The following is an 18781-nucleotide window of genomic DNA, read 5'->3' on the forward strand; positions in this document are numbered from 1 at the left end:
GCGAGCCAGCACCGCGGCCACCTTCGGCAACCGGCTGTCCAACGCATCAGCTTGGGCGACCAGCACACTGGCCGCGGCCGCCGTGAGGTTCATCGCCGCCGCCACCTCCGCGCTGGTGCGCTGCAACCCGGTGACGATCATGTACCCACAATCGGGGTCTTCGGCCTCGGCCTCCCAGGTGCGCCGACCCAACAGTTCCGCGATCGCCGCCAACCGCCGCCCGACCAGCTTCGACTCTTCCCGGTAGGTGTCGGTGATCGCTGCGACCACCTCACCCGTCGACACTGACTCGAACATGTGTTCGAGTGTATCTGCGGGCTATGACATCGGCACCCCCGCCGGCGAATCTTTGGACAGACCGCGTTGCGGCAGTTCGTTACCGTGGCGGCATGGGCAATCTACGGGTCGGCGTGGCCTTTCCCGATCCACCCTTCAACGGCATGGCCGGCGACGACGGCCGTCCCGCGGGCCTCGACATCGACTTGATGACCGCGGTCGGGGAGCACCTCGGCGACGCGGTCGACTTCGTCGGCTACGAGGGCGCCGACTTCGACGGCATCTTCGACGCGCTGGTCGCAGGCGAGTTCGACTGCGTCGCCGCAGGCACGACGATCACACCCGAGCGTGAGGCCAGGGCGGCCTTCGCGCCGCCCTACCTGATCAGCGGGCAGGCCCTCGCGGTCGACGCCGCACGGCTGCCGCGGGTGCGTTCCGTCGACGACCTCGACGGGCTGACCATCGGCGTGCAACAGGGCAACACCAGCGAGCCGATCGCCCAGCGCCTCGTCGAGGAGGGCAGGGCCGCCGCGGTGAAGCGCTACGAATACGGCGACGTCAAGACCGCACTGGCAGACCTGACCACCGGTGGCTGCGACGCCTTCATGAAGCTGGCTCCCGTGCTGACCGAACTGGTCAAGCACGCCCGCGGGGTCGAGGTCGTCCAGAAGGGACTGACCACGGACGAGATCGCGATCGCCGTGCCCGCCGGCGACCAGCGGCTGCTCGGCCGGATCACCGTCGCGCAGGCCGAACTCGAGGCCGACGGCACCCTGCAGGGAATCCGCCGCAAATGGCTCGGCAATCCGTACGCCGACCAGCGCCTGGCGCTGCATTGACCAGCCCGCGCGGCCCATCGGCCGCCCCATTAGGCTGGCCTTCGAGTACCACACCAGAGGCGATCAAGAGGAGAACCACGTGACCATCCGGGTAGGCGTCAACGGCTTCGGCCGCATCGGGCGAAACTTCTTCCGCGCGCTGGACGCCCAGAAGCAGGAGGGCAAGAACACCGACATCGAGATCGTGGCCGTCAACGACCTCACCGACAACGAGACGCTCGCGCACCTGCTGAAGTTCGACTCGATCCTCGGCCGGCTGCCCTACGACGTCGAGGTCGACGGCGAAGAGATCATCGTCGGCGGACACAAGCTCAAGGGTCTGTCCATCAAAGAGGGCCCGTCGGCCCTGCCGTGGGGCGACCTGGGCGTCGACGTCGTCGTCGAGTCCACCGGCATCTTCACCAAGCGCGACAAGGCGCAGGGCCACCTCGACGCGGGCGCCAAGAAGGTCATCATCTCGGCGCCGGCCAGCGACGAGGACATCACCATCGTGCTCGGCGTCAACGACGACAAGTACGACGGCAGCCAGAACATCATCTCCAACGCGTCGTGCACCACGAACTGCCTCGGCCCGCTGGCCAAGGTGCTCAACGACGAGTTCGGCATCGTCAAGGGCCTGATGACGACGATCCACGCCTACACCCAGGACCAGAACCTGCAGGACGGCCCGCACAAGGACCTGCGCCGGGCCCGCGCCGCCGCCATCAACATCGTGCCCACCTCGACCGGCGCCGCCAAGGCCATCGGCCTGGTGCTGCCCGAACTGAAGGGCAAGCTCGACGGCTACGCGCTGCGGGTGCCGATCCCCACCGGCTCGGTCACCGACCTCACCGCGGAGCTGAACAAGCCGGGCACCGTCGACGAGATCAACGCCGCGTTCAAGGCCGCCGCCGACGGGCCGCTCAAGGGCATCCTCAAGTACTACGACGCCCCGATCGTGTCCAGCGACATCGTCACGGACCCGCACAGCTCGCTGTTCGACTCGGGTCTGACCAAGGTCATCGACAACCAGGCCAAGGTCGTCTCCTGGTACGACAACGAGTGGGGCTACTCCAACCGCCTGGTCGATCTGGTCGCGCTCGTCGGCAAGTCCCTCTAGTCGCGATGGCCGTCAGAACGCTCGACGATCTGCTGAACGACGGCGTCGAGGGTCGGGGCGTCCTGGTGCGCTCCGACCTCAACGTCCCGCTGGACGACGACGGCAACATCACCGACCCGGGCCGCATCACCGCGTCGGTGTCCACGCTCAAGGCGCTGTCCGACGCGGGAGCCAAGGTCGTCGTCACCGCCCACCTCGGCCGGCCCAAGGACGGCCCGGATCCGAAGTACTCGCTGGCGCCGGTGGCCAAGGCGCTCAGCGATCAGCTGGGCAGGCATGTCCAGCTGGCCGGCGACGTGGTCGGTTCGGACGCGCTCGCACGATCCGAGGGACTCACCGACGGCGATGTGCTGCTGCTGGAGAACATCCGCTTCGACGCGCGGGAGACCAGCAAGGACGACGCTGAGCGGGCGAAGCTCGCCAAGGCGCTGGTCGAACTCGTCGGTGACGACGGCGCCTTCGTGTCCGACGGCTTCGGTGTGGTGCACCGCAAGCAGGCCTCGGTGTACGACGTCGCCACGCTGCTTCCGCACTATGCGGGCAACCTGGTGGCCACCGAGGTCAAGGTGCTCGAGCAGCTCACCAGTTCCACCGACCGGCCCTACGCCGTGGTGCTGGGCGGGTCGAAGGTGTCGGACAAGCTCGCGGTGATCGAGTCGCTGGCCACCAAGGCCGACAGCCTGGTGATCGGTGGCGGCATGTGCTTCACGTTCCTCGCCTCCCAGGGCGTCTCGGTGGGCGATTCGCTGCTCGAGGAGAGCATGATCGACACCTGCCGAACGCTGCTGGACACCTACGGCGACGTCATCCACCTGCCGGTCGACATCGTGGTGGCGGAGAAGTTCGCCGCCGATTCCCCGGCGGAAACCGTTGCCGCCGACAAGATCCCGGACGGCAAGATGGGTCTGGACATCGGCCCCGAGTCGGTGAAGCGGTTCACCGCCCTGCTGTCGAACGCCAGGACCATCTTCTGGAACGGGCCGATGGGCGTCTTCGAGTTCCCGGCGTTCTCGGCGGGCACCAAGGGCGTCGCCGAGGCGATCATCGGGGCCACCGGCAAGGGCGCGTTCAGCGTCGTCGGCGGCGGCGACAGCGCGGCGGCCGTGCGCCAGCTCGGTCTCGCCGAGGACGGGTTCTCCCATATCTCCACCGGCGGCGGCGCGTCACTGGAGTATCTGGAGGGCAAGACGCTGCCGGGCATCGAGGTTCTGGAGGGTGATCAGTGAGCCGTAAGCCGCTCATCGCGGGCAACTGGAAGATGAACCTCAACCACTTCGAGGCCATCGCGCTGGTGCAGAAGATCGCATTCTCGTTGCCCGACAAGTACTTCGACAAGGTCGACGTCACCGTCATCCCGCCGTTCACCGACCTGCGCAGTGTGCAGACCCTGGTCGACGGCGACAAGCTGCGGCTCACCTACGGTGCGCAGGACGTCTCCCAGCACGACAACGGGGCGTACACCGGCGAGATCAGCGGCGCCTTCCTGGCCAAGCTCGGTTGCACCTTCGCGGTGGTCGGGCACTCCGAGCGGCGCACCTACCACCACGAGGACGACGCGCTGGTCGCGGCGAAGGCGTCGGCCGCGTTCCGGCACGGCATCACCCCGATCATCTGCATCGGCGAGCACCTCGACGTTCGCGAGGCGGGCGACCACGTCGCGCACAACGTCGAACAGCTGCGCGGTTCGCTGGCCGGGCTGACGTCGGAGCAGATCGGACAGGCGGTCATCGCCTACGAACCGGTGTGGGCGATCGGCACCGGCAGGGTCGCCAGCGCGGCCGACGCGCAGGAGGTCTGCAAGGCCATCCGTGACGAGCTGGGCAGTCTGGCGTCTCCGCAGGTGGCCGCGGGCGTCCGCGTGCTGTACGGCGGCTCGGTGAACGCCAAGAACGTCGGTGAGATCGTCGGGCAGGCCGACGTGGACGGCGCCCTGGTCGGCGGGGCGTCGCTGGACGGCGAGCAGTTCGCCACGCTGTCGGCGATCGCCGCGGGCGGCCCGCTGCCCTGACGGGCAATTCGCGACTGACCGGCGGCGACCTGTAGTCTGGCCGCCATGGAAATGGCCCTGCAGATCATCCTGATCGTGACCAGCCTGCTGGTCGTGCTCCTGGTGCTGCTGCATCGCGCCAAGGGCGGCGGTCTGTCCACCCTGTTCGGTGGCGGCGTGCAGTCCAGCCTGTCCGGCTCCACCGTCGTCGAGAAGAACCTCGACCGCCTGACGCTGTTCGTCGTCGGCATCTGGCTGGTGTCGATCATCGGCGTCGGCCTGCAGATCAAGTACGCCTAGCCAGTCGAGGGTGACGCCGGTCGCGTGACCGGCTCTCACGATGCGGCGCCGGTGCCGGCGACCGATACTGGACCGATGAGTGAGTCCGACACCGCGCTCGCCCCGATCGGGTCCGTGCGGCGCACCCAGGGCGGCCGCGAGGCCACCGAACCGATGCGCGAGGACATCCGGCTGCTCGGCACGCTGCTGGGCGACACGGTGCGCGAGCAGAACGGCGAGGACGTCTTCGACCTCGTCGAGCGCGCCCGGGTCGGATCGTTCCGGGTCCGCCGCTCCGAGATCGACCGCGCGGAGCTGGCCGATCTGTTCGACGGCATCGACGTGCGCCGGGCGATCCCCGTCATCCGCGCCTTCACCCACTTCGCGCTGCTCGCCAACGTCGCCGAAGACATCCACCGCGAGCGCAGGCGGGCGGTCCACGTGGCGGCCGGTGAACCGCCACAGAACAGCAGCCTGGCCGCCACCTACCTCAAACTCGATGCGGCCGAACTGGACTCCGCCACCGTCGCCGACGCGCTGAGCGGAGCCCTCGTCGCCCCGGTGATCACCGCGCATCCGACGGAGACCCGGCGCCGGACGGTGTTCGACACCCAGCACCGGATCACGGAGCTGATGCGGCTGCGCCTGCACGGCCACAGCGTCACCGACACCGGCCGGGACATCGAACACGAACTGCGCCGCCACATCCTCACGCTGTGGCAGACCGCGCTCATCCGGCTGTCGCGGCTGAAGATCCAGGACGAGATCGAGACCGGGCTGCGGTATTACGCGTCGGCGTTCTTCGACGTCATCCCGCAGGTCAACGCCGAGGTGCGGAGCGCGCTGCAGGCGCGTTGGCCGGACGCGCAACTGCTCACCGAACCGATCCTGCGGCCGGGTTCGTGGATCGGCGGTGACCGCGACGGCAATCCGAACGTCACCGCCGAGGTGGTCCGCCTGGCGACGTCGAGCGCCGCCTACACCGCATTGGCGCACTACTTCACCGAACTCACCGCACTCGAGCAGGAGCTGTCCATGTCCGCCCGGCTGGTCGGCATCAGCGACGAGCTCGCCGCGCTGGCCGACTCCTGTCACGAGGCGGCCCGCGCCGACGAACCGTACCGTCGTGCGCTGCGCGTCGTGCACGGCCGGCTGACCGCCACCGCGGCCGACATCCTGGACCGCCAGCCCGAACACGAACTCGACCTCGGCCTGCAGCGGTACGGCACGCCCGCCGAGCTGTCGGCCGACCTGGACGTCGTGGACGCCTCGCTGCGGTCCAACGGCTCGGCGGTGCTCGCCGACGACCGGCTGGCCCGGCTACGGGAAGCGGTGCGGGTCTTCGGTTTCCACCTGTCCGGCCTGGACATGCGGCAGAACTCCGACGTGCACGAGGAAGTGGTCGCCGAGCTGCTGGCATGGGCCGGGGTACACCAGGACTACGCAGGGCTGTCCGAACCGGAGCGCGTCGAGCTGCTGGCGGCCGAGCTGGCCACCCGCAGGCCGCTGACCCGCGACGGGGCCGACCTCTCGGAGCTGGCGCGCAAGGAGCTCGACATCGTCGCGGCCGCCGCTCGCGCGGTGCACGTGTACGGCCCGCAGGCAGTGCCGAACTACATCATCTCGATGTGCCAGTCGGTGTCGGACATGCTGGAGGCCGCGCTGCTGCTCAAAGAGGTGGGCCTGCTCAGCGTGGTCAGCGGAGACGAGGGGGCGCAGGTGTACGCGCCCGTCGGCATCGTGCCGCTGTTCGAGACCATCGACGACCTGCAGCGGGGCGCCTCGATCCTGGAGGCGGCCCTGGAACTGCCGCTGTACCGAGCGGTGGTGACCGCGCGCGACGACCACCAGGAGGTCATGCTCGGCTACTCCGACTCCAACAAGGACGGCGGGTACCTGGCGGCGAACTGGGCGCTGTACCGCGCCGAGCTCGACCTGGTCGAGTCGGCGCGCAAGACCGGTATCCGGTTGCGGCTCTTCCACGGTCGCGGCGGCACCGTCGGCCGCGGCGGCGGCCCGAGCTACGACGCGATCCTGGCGCAGCCGCCGGGGGCGGTGAACGGGTCCCTGCGCATCACCGAACAGGGCGAGGTGATCGCGGCGAAGTACGCCGAACCCCGCATCGCGCACCGCAATCTGGAGACCCTGGTCGCCGCGACGCTCGAGTCGACGCTGCTCGACGTCGAGGGGCTCGGCGACGCCGCCGAACCCGCCTACGAGGTGCTCGACGACCTGGCCGCCCGCGCGCAACGGGCCTACTCCGAACTCGTGCACGAGACGCCGGGTTTCGTCGACTACTTCAAGGCGTCCACCCCGGTCAGCGAGATCGGGGCGCTCAACATCGGCAGCAGGCCCGCTTCCCGCAAGCCCACCACGTCGATCTCCGACCTGCGCGCGATCCCCTGGGTGCTGGCGTGGAGCCAGTCCCGCGTGATGCTGCCCGGCTGGTACGGCACCGGATCGGCCTTCGAGCAATTCATCACCGAGGACCCCGAGCACGAGGAGGACCGCCTCGGTGTGCTGCAGGACCTCTACCGGCGGTGGCCGTTCTTCGCCACGGTGCTGTCGAACATGGCGCAGGTGCTGGCCAAGGCCGATCTCGGTCTGGCAGCCCGCTATTCGGAGCTCGTCGAGGACTCCGAGCTCCGGGCGCGGGTGTTCGACAAGATCGTCGCCGAGCACGACCGCACCATCCGGATGCTCGGCCTGATCACCGGACACGACGACCTGCTCGCGGACAACCCGGCGCTGGCCCGTTCGGTGTTCAACCGGTTCCCCTACCTGGAACCGCTGAACCACCTGCAGGTGGAACTGTTGCGGCGGTACCGGTCCGGAGACGACGACGAACTCGTGCAGCGCGGCATCCTGCTGACGATGAGCGGGCTGGCCACCGCGCTACGCAACAGCGGTTGACGCAGGCTCAGAGCCCGATCGTCCGGCGCATCGCGTTCACTCCGCCGCGGACCGCGTTCTCCGTCGCGGCGAGCGGGCCGAGGACCGCCTCGCCGAGTCCCACGATGCGTTCGACCCGGTCGACGATGCCCTCCAACCGGTCGACGACCGCGATCAGGCGCGGCGCCAGCTCGTTGATGCGGTTGATCGTCTCGTTGAAGCGTTCCAGGGTCTCGTCGAGATTGCCCGTGGACCTGTTCAGGTCGATCAGCGTGTCGCTGAGACCGTCCAGGATGGTGTCCACCTGGTCGACGGTGACGTCGGCGTTGAGGGCGGCCTGGGCGAGCTTGCGGATCCGCTCGGTGCCTTTGCGTGCCGGAACTTTACCGCTCTTGTCCACCATGACGGTCATTATGACCCCCGCGGGGAACCGGGGCGGCGAACCCGGCGTCTGACATGCATGCAACGCAGTCCGTGCGAGAACCTACCGAGATCGCCGAGAGGCCCCGACGGCGCCGGGCACAGTGCGGATTACCTGTCCGGTTATGCCGACGCGCAGGCCGACACCGGCCGCGACGACTAGAGCTTGCTCGCCGCGTCCTCGTCGAGCAGCCACACGGTGGCGTCACGCCCCACAGCGCCCGCAGCGGGCACGTCGTCCGGGTCTGCGCCGTTGACCGCGGCGGCGACGGCGTCCGCCTTGTCCGCGCCCGACACCACCAGCCACACCTCGCGCGACCGGGTGACCGCCGGCAGCGTCAGCGTGATGCGCGTGGGCGGAGGTTTGGGGGAGTCGGTCACCCCGACGACCAGGCGGCTGGTCTCCCGCACCGCCGCGGTGTGCGGGAAGAGCGAGTTGATGTGGCCCTCCGGGCCCATCCCGAGCAGGTGTACGTCGAAAGCCGGTGTGGGCTCACCGGATTCGGCGTTGGCCGCCAGCACCTGTTCGTAGGCCAGCGCCGCGGCGTCGAGGTCGTCACCGTACTCACCGTCCAGCGCGGCCATCGCGTGCACGTTGGCGGCCGGGATGTCGATGTGGTCGAGCAGCGCCTCGCGGGTCTGCTTGTCGTTGCGATCGTCGTCGTCGGAGGCGACGTATCGTTCGTCACCCCAGTAGAGATGCACCTTCGCCCAGTCGATGTCGTGCTCGCCGAGCCTCTTGAGCATCGCGACGCCGGTGCCGCCGCCGGTCAGCACGACCGACGCGACACCGCGCGCCGAGATCGCGGTGGTGATGGCCTCTGCGAGCCGGTCGCCGGCCGCGGCGACGAGCTCGTCCTTGTCCGAGTACCGCTCGACGATGGAACTCATACGTATTGCACCTTCTCGATACCCTGCAGCGCCTCGAAGTAGATCTCATCGGCATCGAGGCGACGCATGTCCTCGGCCAGACATTCACGGGTCTCCCTGCGCGCCAAAGGAACCAGTGCCTCCGGCTTGGCGGTGCGGGTGATCTTCGCGGTGACACCCTCCTGCGGGCGGCTCAGCGTGATGGTCTCGCTGTCGCGGACCAGTTCCACCTTGAGCTCGCCGACGGCACGCTGCACCGGACCGTCGATGCGGCTGGCCAGCCAGCCGGCCAGGACGTCGAGCGCGGGCTCGGTCTCCAGGCCGGAAACCAGCGCCGAGTTGATCTTCTCGTGCGGCGCCTGATCCACCGCCGAGGTGAGCAGCGCACGCCAGTAGGTGATCCGGCTCCAGGCCAGGTCGGTGTCGCCCGGGGTGTAGCCCTTCAACCGGCCCTTGATCGAGGCCAGCGGGTCGGTGCCGTTGGTGGCGTCGGTGATCCGGCGCAGCGCCAGCTTGCCCAGCGGATCCTTGGCGGGAACCTCCGGTGCGACGTCAGGCCACCAGGTCACCACCGGGGTGTCGGGCAGCAGGAACGGCATGACCACGCTGCTGGCGTGATTGGCCAGCGGACCGGAGAGCTTCAGCACCACGACCTCGTTGGCGCCCGCGTCCCGCCCGACGCGAAGTTGCGCGTCCAGCCGTGCGTTCTCGGCCAGCCGGTCACCCGGTGCGACGACGATCACCCGGCAGGGGTGTTCGCGACTGGCCGCGTTGGCCGCCTCGATCGACTCCTCGAGCAGGGCATCCGTCGCCGGGGCGATGACCAGGGTGAGCACCCGGCCCAGCGTGATCGCACCGCCCTCTTCGCGCAGCGCGACGATCTTCTTGTTGATGACATCGGTGGTGCTGTCCGGCAGGTCGACGATCATTGTTAGGGCCTTCTCCATTCCCGGCCGGTGCGGCGCAGCATCTCGAACGCCGACTCGGGACCCCAGCCGCCGGATTCGTACGGATCGGGCTTGCCGTGCGAGGCCCAGTACTCCAACGCCGGATCGAGGATCTTCCAGGCCAGTTCGACCTCGTGGTTGACCGGGAACAGGGACGGCTCGCCGAGCAGCACGTCGAGGATCAGCCGTTCGTAGGCCTCGGGTGACTCCTCGGCGAACGCCGACCCGTAGGAGAAGTCCATGCTCACGTCGCGGACTTCCATCTGATTGCCGGGCACCTTCGAGCCGAATCGCAGCGTGATTCCTTCGTCGGGCTGGACTCGGATCACCAGTGCGTTCTGTCCGAGTTCCTCGGTCATGGTGGCGTCGAACGGCAGGTGCGGGGCGCGCTTGAAGACCAGCGCGATCTCGGTGACCCTGCGGCCCAGCCGCTTTCCGGTGCGCAGGTAGAACGGCACGCCGGCCCAGCGCCGGGTGTCGACGTCCACCGTGATCGCGGCGAACGTCTCGGTGGTCGATGTCTCCGAGAAGCCCTCCTCGTCGAGCAGCCCGACCACTTTCTGCCCGCCCTGCCAGCCCGCGGTGTACTGCCCGCGTGACGTCGTCTCGTCCAGGGGCTCGGCCAGCTGGGTCGCGGACAGCACCTTGATCTTCTCGGCCTGCAGCTCGGCCGGGTTGAAGCTCACCGGCTCCTCCATCGCCGTGAGCGCCAGCAGCTGCAGCAGGTGGTTCTGGATGACGTCACGCGCGGCGCCGACCCCGTCGTAATAGCCGCCGCGACCGCCCAACCCGATGTCCTCGGCCATGGTGATCTGCACGCTGTCCACATAGTGCGCATTCCAGACCGGCTCGAACAGCTCGTTGGCGAAGCGCAGCGCGAGGATGTTCTGGACGGTCTCCTTGCCCAGGTAGTGGTCGATCCGGAACACCGACGACTCCGGGAAGACGTTGTTGACGATTGCGTTGAGGTCCTCGGCGCTCTCGAGGTCGTGGCCGAAGGGCTTCTCGATGACCACCCGGCTCCAGGAGCCGTCCGTCTTCTTCGCCAGGCCAGTCCGCGACAACTGCTCGAGCACCTGCGGGAACGCCTTGGGCGGGATCGACAGGTAGAACGCATGATTCCCGCCCGTCCCGCGCTCGGCGTCGAGCTTGTTCAGGGTCTCCGCGAGCTGTTCGAACGCCTTCTCGTCGTCGAACGTGCCCTGCACGAACCGGATGCCCTCCGCGAGCCTGTCCCAGACCTCCTGCCGGAAGGGGGTGCGGGCGTGCTGCTTGACCGCCTCGTACACGACATCGCTGAAATCCTCGTCGGCCCAGTCCCTTCGGGCGAAACCGACCAGCGAGAACGTCGGCGGCAGCAGCCCGCGGTTGGCCAGGTCGTAGATGGCGGGCATCAGCTTCTTGCGCGCCAGATCGCCGGTCACGCCGAAGATCACCACACTGCAGGGCCCGGCGATCCGGGGCATCCGCTTGTCGCGCTTGTCCCGGAGCGGATTACGCCACCCGCTGGCGGCGGTGTCGACTGCGCTCATCTGGAGGCTAGGACTTCTTCTCGTTCAGCTGACCCTGCGTCGCCTCGAGCAGTTCCTGCCAGGACTTCTCGAACTTCTCCACACCCTCGTTCTCGAGAACCAGGAACACGTCGGTCAGGTCGACGCCGACGGCCTCGAGCTTGTCGAACACCTCCTGGGCTTCGCCGGCCCTGCCGGTCACCGTGTCGCCGGTGATGACGCCGTGGTCGGCGACGGCGTCCATCGTCTTCTCCGGCATGGTGTTCACCGTGTTCGGCGCCACCAGTTCGGTGATGTAGAGCGTGTCGGCGTAGTCGGGGTTCTTCACGCCCGTCGACGCCCACAGCGGCCGCTGTACCCGCGCGCCGTCGGCCTTGAGCGCCTCGAAGCGCTCACCGCCGACGAACACCTCCTCGTAGGCGGCGTACGCGAGCCGGGCGTTGGCGACACCGGCCTGGCCGCGCAGAGCCAGTGCCTCCTCGGAGCCGATCTTCTCCAGCCGCTTGTCGATCTCGGAGTCCACCCGGGACACGAAGAACGAAGCGACGGAATGGATCTTGGCCAGGTCGTGGCCGGCCTCCTTCGCCTTCTCCAGGCCGGCGAGGTAGGCGTCCATCACCGCGCGGTGGCGCTCCACCGAGAAGATCAGCGTGACGTTGACCGAGATGCCCTCGGCCAGCACCGCGGTGATCGCCGGGATGCCCTCTTCCATCGCCGGGATCTTGATCAGCAGGTTGGGCCGGTCGACGATCTTCCACAACTCGACCGCCTGGGCGATGGTCTTGTCCGCATCGCGGGCCAGTCGCGGGTCGACCTCGATCGACACCCGCCCGTCGACACCGTCGGACAGCTCGTACTGCTTGGCCAGCACGTCGCAGGCGTCGCGGACGTCGTCGGTGGTGACGGTGCGGATCGTGGCGTCGACATCGGCGCCCCGTTCGGCCAGTTCGGCGATCTGCGAGTCGTAGGCCTCGCCCTTGGACAGGGCGGCCTGGAAGATCGACGGGTTCGTGGTCACCCCGACGACACTCTTGGTGTCGATCAGCTCCTGCAGGTTGCCGGTCTGCAGGCGCTCGCGGGACAGGTCGTCGAGCCAAACGGATACACCCGCGGCCGCCAGTGCCGCGAGGTTGGGATTCTGCGCCATGGGTGTTGCCTCTCTTGAAGTTCTAGTTGTCTATCGATCGTTCCGCGGCGGCCGCCACGGCCTCCGGCGTGAAGCCGAACTCGCGGAACAACGTCTTGTCGTCGGCGGACTCGCCGTAGTGCTCGATCGAGACGATCTCACCGGTGTCGCCGACGAGCTTGTACCAGCTCTGCGCGACGGCGGCCTCGACGGCGACCCGGGCGGACACCGTCGGCGGCAGTACCGAGTCGCGGTACTCCTTGGGCTGCGACTCGAACCACTCGACGCACGGCATCGACACCACCGCCGCGGTGATGTCCTTGTCCGCCAACAGCTTCTTGGCCTCCACGGCCAGCTGCAACTCCGAGCCGGTGCCGATCAGGATGACATCGGCGGCGGAGGCGTCGCCGCCACCGAGCACGTAACCGCCCTTGCTCACGCCCTCGGCGTCGGTGCCCTCCAGGACCGGGATGCCCTGCCTGGTCAGGATGAAACCGACCGGCCCGCTGCCGTTGCCCCGCGCCAGGATGCTGCGCCAGGCATACGCGGTCTCGTTCGGATCGCCCGGCCGGACCACCGACAGGTTGGGGATGGCACGCAGCGCCGCGAGGTGCTCGATCGGCTGGTGCGTCGGGCCGTCCTCGCCGAGACCGACGGAGTCGTGCGTCCAGATGTAGATGGTGTCGATGTCCATCAGGGACGCCAACCGCACGGCCGGGCGCATGTAGTCGGAGAACTGCAGGAAGGTGCCGCCGAACGCGCGGGTCGGACCGTGCAGCACGATGCCCGACAGGATCGATCCCATCGCGTGCTCACGGATGCCGAAGTGCAGCACCCGGCCGTACCAGTCGGCGGAGAAGTCGTCGGTGGAGATCGACGGCGGGCCGAAGGACTTGACGCCCTTGATCGTGGTGTTGTTGCTGCCGGCCAGGTCGGCCGAGCCGCCCCACAGCTCGGGCAGCTTGGGCGCGACGTCGTTGAGCACCTGGCCGAACGCCGCGCGGGTGGCCACCGCCTTGGAGCCCGGCTCCCAGTGGGTGATGTCGGCGTCCCAGCCGTCGGGCAGTTCCTGTGCGAGCAGCCGGTCGAGCAGCTTCTTGCGCTCGGGTTCGCGCTCGGCCCAGGCGTCGAACTCCGGCTGCCACTTCTCGTGCGCCTCGCGGCCGCGGTCGACCAGCTTGCGGGTGTGTTCGATGACCTCGGGGCGCACCTCGAACGTCTTGTCCGGGTCGAAGCCGAGCACCTTCTTGGTGGCGGCCACCTCGTCGTCGCCCAGCGCCGAGCCGTGCACCCCGCCGGTGTTCATCTTGTTGGGGGCCGGATAGCCGATGATGGTGCGCACCGCGATGAACGACGGCTTGTCGGTGACGGCCTTGGCGGCCTCGATGGCCTGCTCGATGCCGACGACGTTCTCGCCGCCCTCGACCTCCTGGACGTGCCAGCCGTAAGCCCGGTAACGCGCCGCGACGTCCTCGGACAGCGCGATGTTGGTGTCGTGCTCGATGGAGATCTGGTTCTGGTCGTAGAAGACGATCAGGTTGCCCAGCTGCTGGGTCCCCGCCAGCGAGGACGCCTCACTGGTGACGCCCTCCTCGATGTCGCCGTCGGAGGCGATCACGAAGATGTGGTGGTCGAAGGGGCTGGTGCCCGGGGCCGCGTCGGGGTCGAACAACCCGCGCTCGTACCGAGACGCCATCGCCATGCCGACGGCCGAGGCCAGACCCTGACCCAGCGGTCCGGTGGTGATCTCCACGCCCTTGGTGTGGCGGAACTCCGGGTGCCCGGGGGTCTTCGACTTCCAGGTGCGCAGCGACTCGATGTCCTCGAGCTCCAGGCCGAACCCGCCGAGATAGAGCTGGATGTAGAGGGTGAGGCTGGAATGCCCGCAGGACAGCACGAACCGGTCGCGGCCCAGCCAGTGCACGTCACTGGGGTCGTGCCGCATCTGACGTTGGAACAGCGTGTAGGCCAGCGGCGCCAGGCTCATCGCGGTCCCGGGGTGGCCGTTGCCGACCTTCTGCACCGCATCCGCCGCCAGCACCCGGACGGTGTCGACAGCGGTGGTGTCGAGGTCGTTCCAGTCGTCGGGGTGGCTCGGGCGGGTGAGGGCAGAGATTTCCTCTGTAGTGGTCACGAACGCGCTCCTGGCTGTCATGCGGCTGGCAAGCTGATCTCTGTCCACCCTAGTGCGCGGTGGTCGGCCTCTGCAGGACCACAACGCATGACGGGGCGGACGTTCATCCGAACCGACCCTGCGGTGCAGGCGCGGGGCGGACGCCGTCTACCATCGTCTGTAGTAGAAGCTGCGCGCTGCCGCGATTTTTTGAGGAGTCAACTGCGTGAGCATTCGCGAGCGCCACCTCGGTCGCGGGACGTCAAGCCGAATTCGCTCTTCGGTCATGGCCAGGATCCTGGCCTACGTCGCGCTGACCAAGCCGCGAGTCATCGAACTGTTGCTCGTGACCGCGATCCCGGCGATGCTCCTGGCGGAGCGTGGCACGGTCGATCCGCTGCTGATCCTCAACACCCTGATCGGCGGGATGCTGGCCGCCGCGGGCGCCAACACGCTGAACTGTGTCGCCGACGCCGACATCGACAAGGTGATGAAGCGGACCGCGCGCCGGCCACTGGCCCGTGACACGGTTCCGACGCGGCACGCGCTGGTGTTCGGGCTGGTGCTGTCGGTCGCTTCGTTCGGCTGGCTGTGGTGGACGTCGAACCTGCTCTCCGGCCTGCTCGCGGTCGCCACGATCGCGTTCTATGTGTTCGTCTACACGCTGCTGCTCAAGCGCCGCACATCGCAGAACGTGGTGTGGGGCGGTGCCGCAGGCTGCATGCCGGTGATGATCGGCTGGTCGGCCGTCACCGGCACCATCCAGTGGCCCGCGCTGGTGATGTTCGCGATCATCTTCTTCTGGACGCCGCCGCACACCTGGGCGCTGGCGATGCGCTACAAGGACGACTACCGGGCGGCCGGGGTCCCCATGCTGCCCGCGGTGGCCACCGAGCTGCACGTCACCAAGCAGATCCTGGTGTACACCTGGCTGACCGTGGTGACGACGCTGGCCTTGGCGCTGGCGACGGGCTGGCTGTACGCGGCGGTCGCGCTGCTGGCAGGCGCGTGGTTCCTGACGATGGCCCACCAGCTCTACAGCGGGGTCAAGCGGGGCGAACCGGTCAAGCCGCTGCGGCTGTTCCTGCAGTCGAACAACTACCTCGCGGTGGTGTTCTGCGCGCTGGCGGTCGACTCCGCGCTCGCGCTGCCCACGCTCTTCACCGCCTGATCTCAGCCCGAGAACACCGCCACCAACAGCGCTGCCGTCAACACGGCGAACGCCGTCACGGTCCGGCGCAGCACCCCGGCCCGGCGGACACGCGGGAACGCCAGCGGCAGCGTGAGCGCGCACAGCAGGCCCAGCGGCACGGCGAACAGGGTGCCGGCGATCAGGCCGAAGCCGTGCGGGTCGAAGGCGACGCTGTCCGGATCCATCGACGCCTCGATCGACGCGAATCGCGACGTCAGGGCCGTCACCACGCACCACAGCCACGCCGCGCCGGTCAGCGCGGCGAGCGCGCCGCCGGTCAGGCGCAGGGCGACGGAGGTCCGGTGGTGCGGCGGCGGCGTGGTCACGGGTGGCCTCAGCAGCTGCCGAATTCGTCGCGGATGCGCTGCTGCAGCGCCTGGGCGTCGGGGAGGAGTTCACCCATGTGACTGCCGTGGTCACACCCGCCGATCTCCGCGGAGCCGGCCCATCTGGGCCCCCGCGCACCGGCGGCTCCCGCCGCCGCCCAGTTGAGGTGCACCGGTCGTCCCGGTCGCGCATCGAGCACGCGGACGGCGCCGGAGATCTCCTGGTGGGCGGCCGCCGGACTCGTCACGCTCATCGTCAGCGTCACGATCCGCCCGTCGCGCACGGTGACGTATCCGGGTTGCGCCGGGGCGAGCGCCGCGAGCTGGCCGTCGATGCGTTGCTTGTCGGCGATCGACATCCTGCTGCGGACGGCCCAATACGGGTCGTCCGACGCCGGCTCGGAGGCGACCTCGACGGTGTCCGGCGGCGGGTCGGTGAACACCTGCAGCACGGTGTCGACCACGCGGCCAGTCGCCGTCGCGCCGTTGACCTTGATCGACGGTCCCGCGGTGCCGGCGAAGTAGACGATGCTCTCCGCCTGGACGTCCGCCCGTAGCCGGCGCAGCTGTGCGGCGATCCGGGCGGCGTCGTCGGGCAGGTGGTCGCCACCGGCCAGCGTCGTCCACCGGGCGACGTTGATCTCGGCGCGCTGGTCGAAGTCGTCGAACGTGTCGCCGCGCAGGTGGTCCATCTCGTCGGCGACGGCGCCGATCTGGTCGTCGGTCGCAGCGTCCATGTCGACCCGAAGTTCGAATCGGGTGCCTGCCATCACGTCGTTGTCGTAGACGAGGTCGGCGTCGGTGACGCCGGGCATCGCGGCCACCCGATCGCGGATGTCTCGTGCCTCGTCCTCGCGGTCCGGGGCACCGGTGCACCCCGCCAGGCCGATGGTCAACACACCGGCGACCAGCGTGGTGGTGAACCGGCGGATGCGCACACCGTGAGCCTATTGCCGCCCGGGTGGCGTGCGACGCACCGAAATCGGGTGGCTAATTGCGGTCCCAGCCGCCGCGGCGGCCCTCCTTGATCGATCCCCGCCGCTTCTTCTCGGCGATCCGGCGTTCCTTGGAGCCCCGGGTGGGTCTGGTCGGCCGGCGGGCCGGCGGGGGAGCGGCGGCGGCGTCGCGCAGGAGGCGGGCCATCCGTTCGCGTGCCGCTGCGCGGTTCTGCAGTTGCGCGCGATGCTCGCTGGCCGTCACCGTGAGGATCCCCGCGGAGAGCCGACCGCCCAGCCGGTACAGGATCCGGTGGCGCAGGTGCGGCGGCACCGACGGTGAGCGCGCCACGTCGAACGAGAGCTCGACCCTGCTGTCCGCGGTGTTGACCCCCTGCCCGCCGGGACCCGAGGACCTGGAGAAGCGTTCGCTCAGCTCGGACGCCGGTATCACGAAGGCCGGCGTGACGGCGAGGTCCTGCGTCAAGTCACGGGACCAGCACCACCGAGCCGACCGTCTTGCGGCCCTGCAGGTCGCGGTGGGCCTGCTCGGCATCGGCCAGCCGGTACCGCTCGCTGACCGTCACGGTGATCGTCCCAGAGGCGATCGCGTCGAGGACTTCGCCTGCCCGCCAACCGAATTCGTCGGCGGTGCCGGTGTAGTGCGCCAGGCTCGGCCTGGTCAGGAACACCGACCCGGCGGCGTTGAGCCGCTGCGGGTCGAACGGCGGCACGGGGCCGCTGGCCGCACCGAACAGGGCCAGCGTGCCGCGCTTCGCCAGGCTGGCCAGGCTGGCCTCGAACGTCGCCGCCCCGACCCCGTCGTACACCGCTGCCACGCCCTTGCCGTCGGTGAGCTCGCGGATCCGGGCGCCGAACTCCTGCGGATCATCGGGGTAGTCGAGCACCGCGACGGCGCCGGCCTGCCTCGAGAGTTCGGCCTTGTCCGGGGTGGACACCGTGGTGATGACCCGGGTGGCGAGGCTGGTCGCCCACTGGGTCAGGATCAGCCCGACGCCGCCGGCGCCTGCGTGCAGCAGCACGGTGTCGCCCTGCTGGACCGGGTAGGTCGACTTGATCAGATAGTGCGCGGTGGTGCCCTTCAGCAGCGCCGAAGCGGCCACCTCCGACGGCACCGACTCCGGCACATAGACCACGAAATCAGCTGGTGCAAGCGAGTACTCGGCGTAGGCGCCGAATGCCTTGTCGGTGACCACCCGGTCGCCGACACCGAGCGCGGCGACGTCCTCACCGACCGCCTCGATGGTGCCGCACACCTCGGTGCCCACCACGAAGGGCAGCTCCCGCGGGTACAGCCCGGACCGGAAGTACGTGTCGATGAAGTTGACCCCGATCGCCTCTGCCTTGATCAGCACCTGACCCGGACCCGGGGTGGGTGGCGGCAGCTCGACGTGGCGCAGGACTTCGGGTCCGCCGGTCTCGGCGACTTCGATCGCGTACATGTGCTCCATCATTGCCGAAGAATCGGCGGCCACTCGGGCCGCCCTGTGCTGGCATCATTCGACCATGAAGCTGGCCCGTCCCGACATCCGTCACCCGCGCATCGTCCTCGCGGGCTGCCCGGCGTTGCCGGAGGGCGACGGGGACGACGACGGCCTGGTCGACGCGCTGAGCCGGCACGGACTGCACGCCCGATGGCGGTCGTGGGACGATCCGGCGACGCTGGACGCCGACCTGGTGATCCTGCGCGCCACCTGGGACTACGTGGAGCGGCTCGAGGAGTTCCTGGCCTGGACCCGACGGGTGCCGAATCTCCTCAACGGTGCCGACGTGGTCGCCTGGAACACCGACAAGCGCTACCTCGACGGCCTTGCGCGCCACGGCGTGCCCACGGTCCCGAGCCAGTTCTTCTCACCGGGTGAACCGGTGCGGCTGCCCGCAGGGGAGGTGGTGGTGAAGCCCGCCGTCGGCGCCGGGGCGCGCGGCGCGCGACGGTGCGACGACCCGG

Annotated in this window: 18 protein-coding genes and 1 pseudogene; 8 read left to right on the forward strand and 11 right to left on the reverse strand. The window is 69.1% G+C overall.

The window, feature by feature from the left end; genetic code table 11:
• On the reverse strand, positions 1–297 hold a 297-nt coding region (locus tag Q2100_RS19995), incomplete at its 3' end, for a DUF222 domain-containing protein (protein WP_302915463.1).
• Positions 298–389: 92 nt separating this feature from the next.
• Here Q2100_RS19995 and Q2100_RS20000 point away from each other — a divergent pair.
• The 6 genes from Q2100_RS20000 to ppc all read left to right on the forward strand — a co-directional run bounded on the left by Q2100_RS20000 (position 390) and on the right by ppc (position 7393).
• Positions 390–1115, forward strand: coding sequence for an ABC transporter substrate-binding protein (locus tag Q2100_RS20000; RefSeq protein WP_302915464.1), 726 nt, complete (start codon positions 390–392; stop codon positions 1113–1115).
• Between the two features lie 79 nt (positions 1116–1194).
• A complete protein-coding gene (gene gap, locus Q2100_RS20005) occupies positions 1195–2214 on the forward strand; it encodes a type I glyceraldehyde-3-phosphate dehydrogenase (protein ID WP_269894280.1) in 1020 nt (339 codons plus the stop codon).
• Between the two features lie 5 nt (positions 2215–2219).
• The gene (locus Q2100_RS20010) at positions 2220–3440 is read left to right on the forward strand and encodes a phosphoglycerate kinase (protein WP_302915465.1); all 1221 of its coding nucleotides are present in this window, start codon (positions 2220–2222) and stop codon (positions 3438–3440) included.
• Positions 3437–4222 (forward strand): triose-phosphate isomerase, encoded by a 786-nt coding sequence (gene tpiA / locus Q2100_RS20015; protein WP_302915466.1) that lies wholly within the window; start codon positions 3437–3439, stop codon positions 4220–4222. Before Q2100_RS20010 ends, tpiA begins: the two co-directional genes overlap by 4 nt.
• Before the next feature lie 45 nt (positions 4223–4267).
• Positions 4268–4501, forward strand: coding sequence for a preprotein translocase subunit SecG (gene secG / locus Q2100_RS20020; protein ID WP_264013812.1), 234 nt, complete (start codon positions 4268–4270; stop codon positions 4499–4501).
• A 75-nt stretch (positions 4502–4576) separates the two neighbouring features.
• Positions 4577–7393, forward strand: a complete 2817-nt coding sequence (gene ppc / locus Q2100_RS20025) for a phosphoenolpyruvate carboxylase (RefSeq protein WP_302915467.1) — start codon at positions 4577–4579, stop codon at positions 7391–7393.
• A gap of 7 nt (positions 7394–7400) precedes the next feature.
• Here the strand turns inward: ppc and Q2100_RS20030 are convergent, their stop codons facing one another.
• The 6 genes from Q2100_RS20030 to tkt all read right to left on the reverse strand — a co-directional run bounded on the left by Q2100_RS20030 (position 7401) and on the right by tkt (position 14380).
• Positions 7401–7775, reverse strand: coding sequence for an ATPase (locus Q2100_RS20030; RefSeq protein WP_264013815.1), 375 nt, complete (start codon positions 7773–7775; stop codon positions 7401–7403).
• Positions 7776–7951: 176 nt separating this feature from the next.
• On the reverse strand, positions 7952–8683 hold the full coding sequence (pgl, locus tag Q2100_RS20035; protein WP_302915468.1) for a 6-phosphogluconolactonase: 732 nt from the start codon (positions 8681–8683) through the stop codon (positions 7952–7954).
• Complete coding sequence (gene opcA, locus Q2100_RS20040; protein WP_264013817.1) at positions 8680–9591, reverse strand: glucose-6-phosphate dehydrogenase assembly protein OpcA; 912 nt, start codon at positions 9589–9591, stop codon at positions 8680–8682. Before opcA ends, pgl begins: the two co-directional genes overlap by 4 nt.
• A gap of 2 nt (positions 9592–9593) precedes the next feature.
• Entirely contained in the window at positions 9594–11141 is a 1548-nt protein-coding gene (gene zwf / locus Q2100_RS20045; protein ID WP_302915469.1) for a glucose-6-phosphate dehydrogenase, read from the reverse strand.
• 7 nt (positions 11142–11148) lie between these two features.
• A complete protein-coding gene (gene tal, locus Q2100_RS20050) occupies positions 11149–12267 on the reverse strand; it encodes a transaldolase (protein WP_302915470.1) in 1119 nt (372 codons plus the stop codon).
• Positions 12268–12289: 22 nt separating this feature from the next.
• Complete coding sequence (gene tkt, locus Q2100_RS20055) at positions 12290–14380, reverse strand: transketolase (protein ID WP_302915471.1); 2091 nt, start codon at positions 14378–14380, stop codon at positions 12290–12292.
• A 205-nt stretch (positions 14381–14585) separates the two neighbouring features.
• Between tkt and Q2100_RS20060 the strand changes: the two genes are divergently transcribed.
• Positions 14586–15530, forward strand: coding sequence for a heme o synthase (locus Q2100_RS20060; protein WP_302915472.1), 945 nt, complete (start codon positions 14586–14588; stop codon positions 15528–15530).
• A gap of 2 nt (positions 15531–15532) precedes the next feature.
• Here Q2100_RS20060 and Q2100_RS20065 read toward each other — a convergent pair whose 3' ends face one another.
• From Q2100_RS20065 to Q2100_RS20080, 4 genes are read right to left on the reverse strand one after another with little or no spacing between them, the layout of a single operon-like run.
• Positions 15533–15877 (reverse strand): hypothetical protein, encoded by a 345-nt coding sequence (locus tag Q2100_RS20065; protein WP_302915475.1) that lies wholly within the window; start codon positions 15875–15877, stop codon positions 15533–15535.
• An 8-nt stretch (positions 15878–15885) separates the two neighbouring features.
• Positions 15886–16815 (reverse strand): hypothetical protein, encoded by a 930-nt coding sequence (locus Q2100_RS20070; RefSeq protein ID WP_302915473.1) that lies wholly within the window; start codon positions 16813–16815, stop codon positions 15886–15888.
• Positions 16816–16867: 52 nt separating this feature from the next.
• A complete protein-coding gene (gene arfB / locus Q2100_RS20075; protein ID WP_264013823.1) occupies positions 16868–17299 on the reverse strand; it encodes an alternative ribosome rescue aminoacyl-tRNA hydrolase ArfB in 432 nt (143 codons plus the stop codon).
• A 1-nt stretch (position 17300) separates the two neighbouring features.
• A complete protein-coding gene (locus Q2100_RS20080) occupies positions 17301–18275 on the reverse strand; it encodes a quinone oxidoreductase family protein (RefSeq protein WP_302915474.1) in 975 nt (324 codons plus the stop codon).
• 64 nt (positions 18276–18339) lie between these two features.
• Between Q2100_RS20080 and Q2100_RS20085 the strand changes: the two are divergent.
• Positions 18340–18781, forward strand: a pseudogene (locus Q2100_RS20085) (hypothetical protein); the annotation flags it as partial.

Origin of the sequence: Mycolicibacterium arseniciresistens (assembly GCF_030519285.1) — a bacterium.
In the GTDB taxonomy this organism is placed as follows: domain Bacteria; phylum Actinomycetota; class Actinomycetes; order Mycobacteriales; family Mycobacteriaceae; genus Mycobacterium; species Mycobacterium arseniciresistens.

Coding starts and splice junctions, on each gene's coding strand:
- Q2100_RS20000 (WP_302915464.1), top strand. CDS start 390: ATGGGCAATCTACGGGTCGGCGTGGCCTTTCCCGATCCACCCTTCAAC.
- Q2100_RS20010 (WP_302915465.1), top strand. CDS start 2,220: ATGGCCGTCAGAACGCTCGACGATCTGCTGAACGACGGCGTCGAGGGT.
- secG (WP_264013812.1), top strand. CDS start 4,268: ATGGAAATGGCCCTGCAGATCATCCTGATCGTGACCAGCCTGCTGGTC.
- ppc (WP_302915467.1), top strand. CDS start 4,577: ATGAGTGAGTCCGACACCGCGCTCGCCCCGATCGGGTCCGTGCGGCGC.
- Q2100_RS20030 (WP_264013815.1), bottom strand. CDS start 7,775: ATGGTGGACAAGAGCGGTAAAGTTCCGGCACGCAAAGGCACCGAGCGG.
- pgl (WP_302915468.1), bottom strand. CDS start 8,683: ATGAGTTCCATCGTCGAGCGGTACTCGGACAAGGACGAGCTCGTCGCC.
- opcA (WP_264013817.1), bottom strand. CDS start 9,591: ATGATCGTCGACCTGCCGGACAGCACCACCGATGTCATCAACAAGAAG.
- zwf (WP_302915469.1), bottom strand. CDS start 11,141: ATGAGCGCAGTCGACACCGCCGCCAGCGGGTGGCGTAATCCGCTCCGG.
- tal (WP_302915470.1), bottom strand. CDS start 12,267: ATGGCGCAGAATCCCAACCTCGCGGCACTGGCGGCCGCGGGTGTATCC.
- Q2100_RS20080 (WP_302915474.1), bottom strand. CDS start 18,275: ATGTACGCGATCGAAGTCGCCGAGACCGGCGGACCCGAAGTCCTGCGC.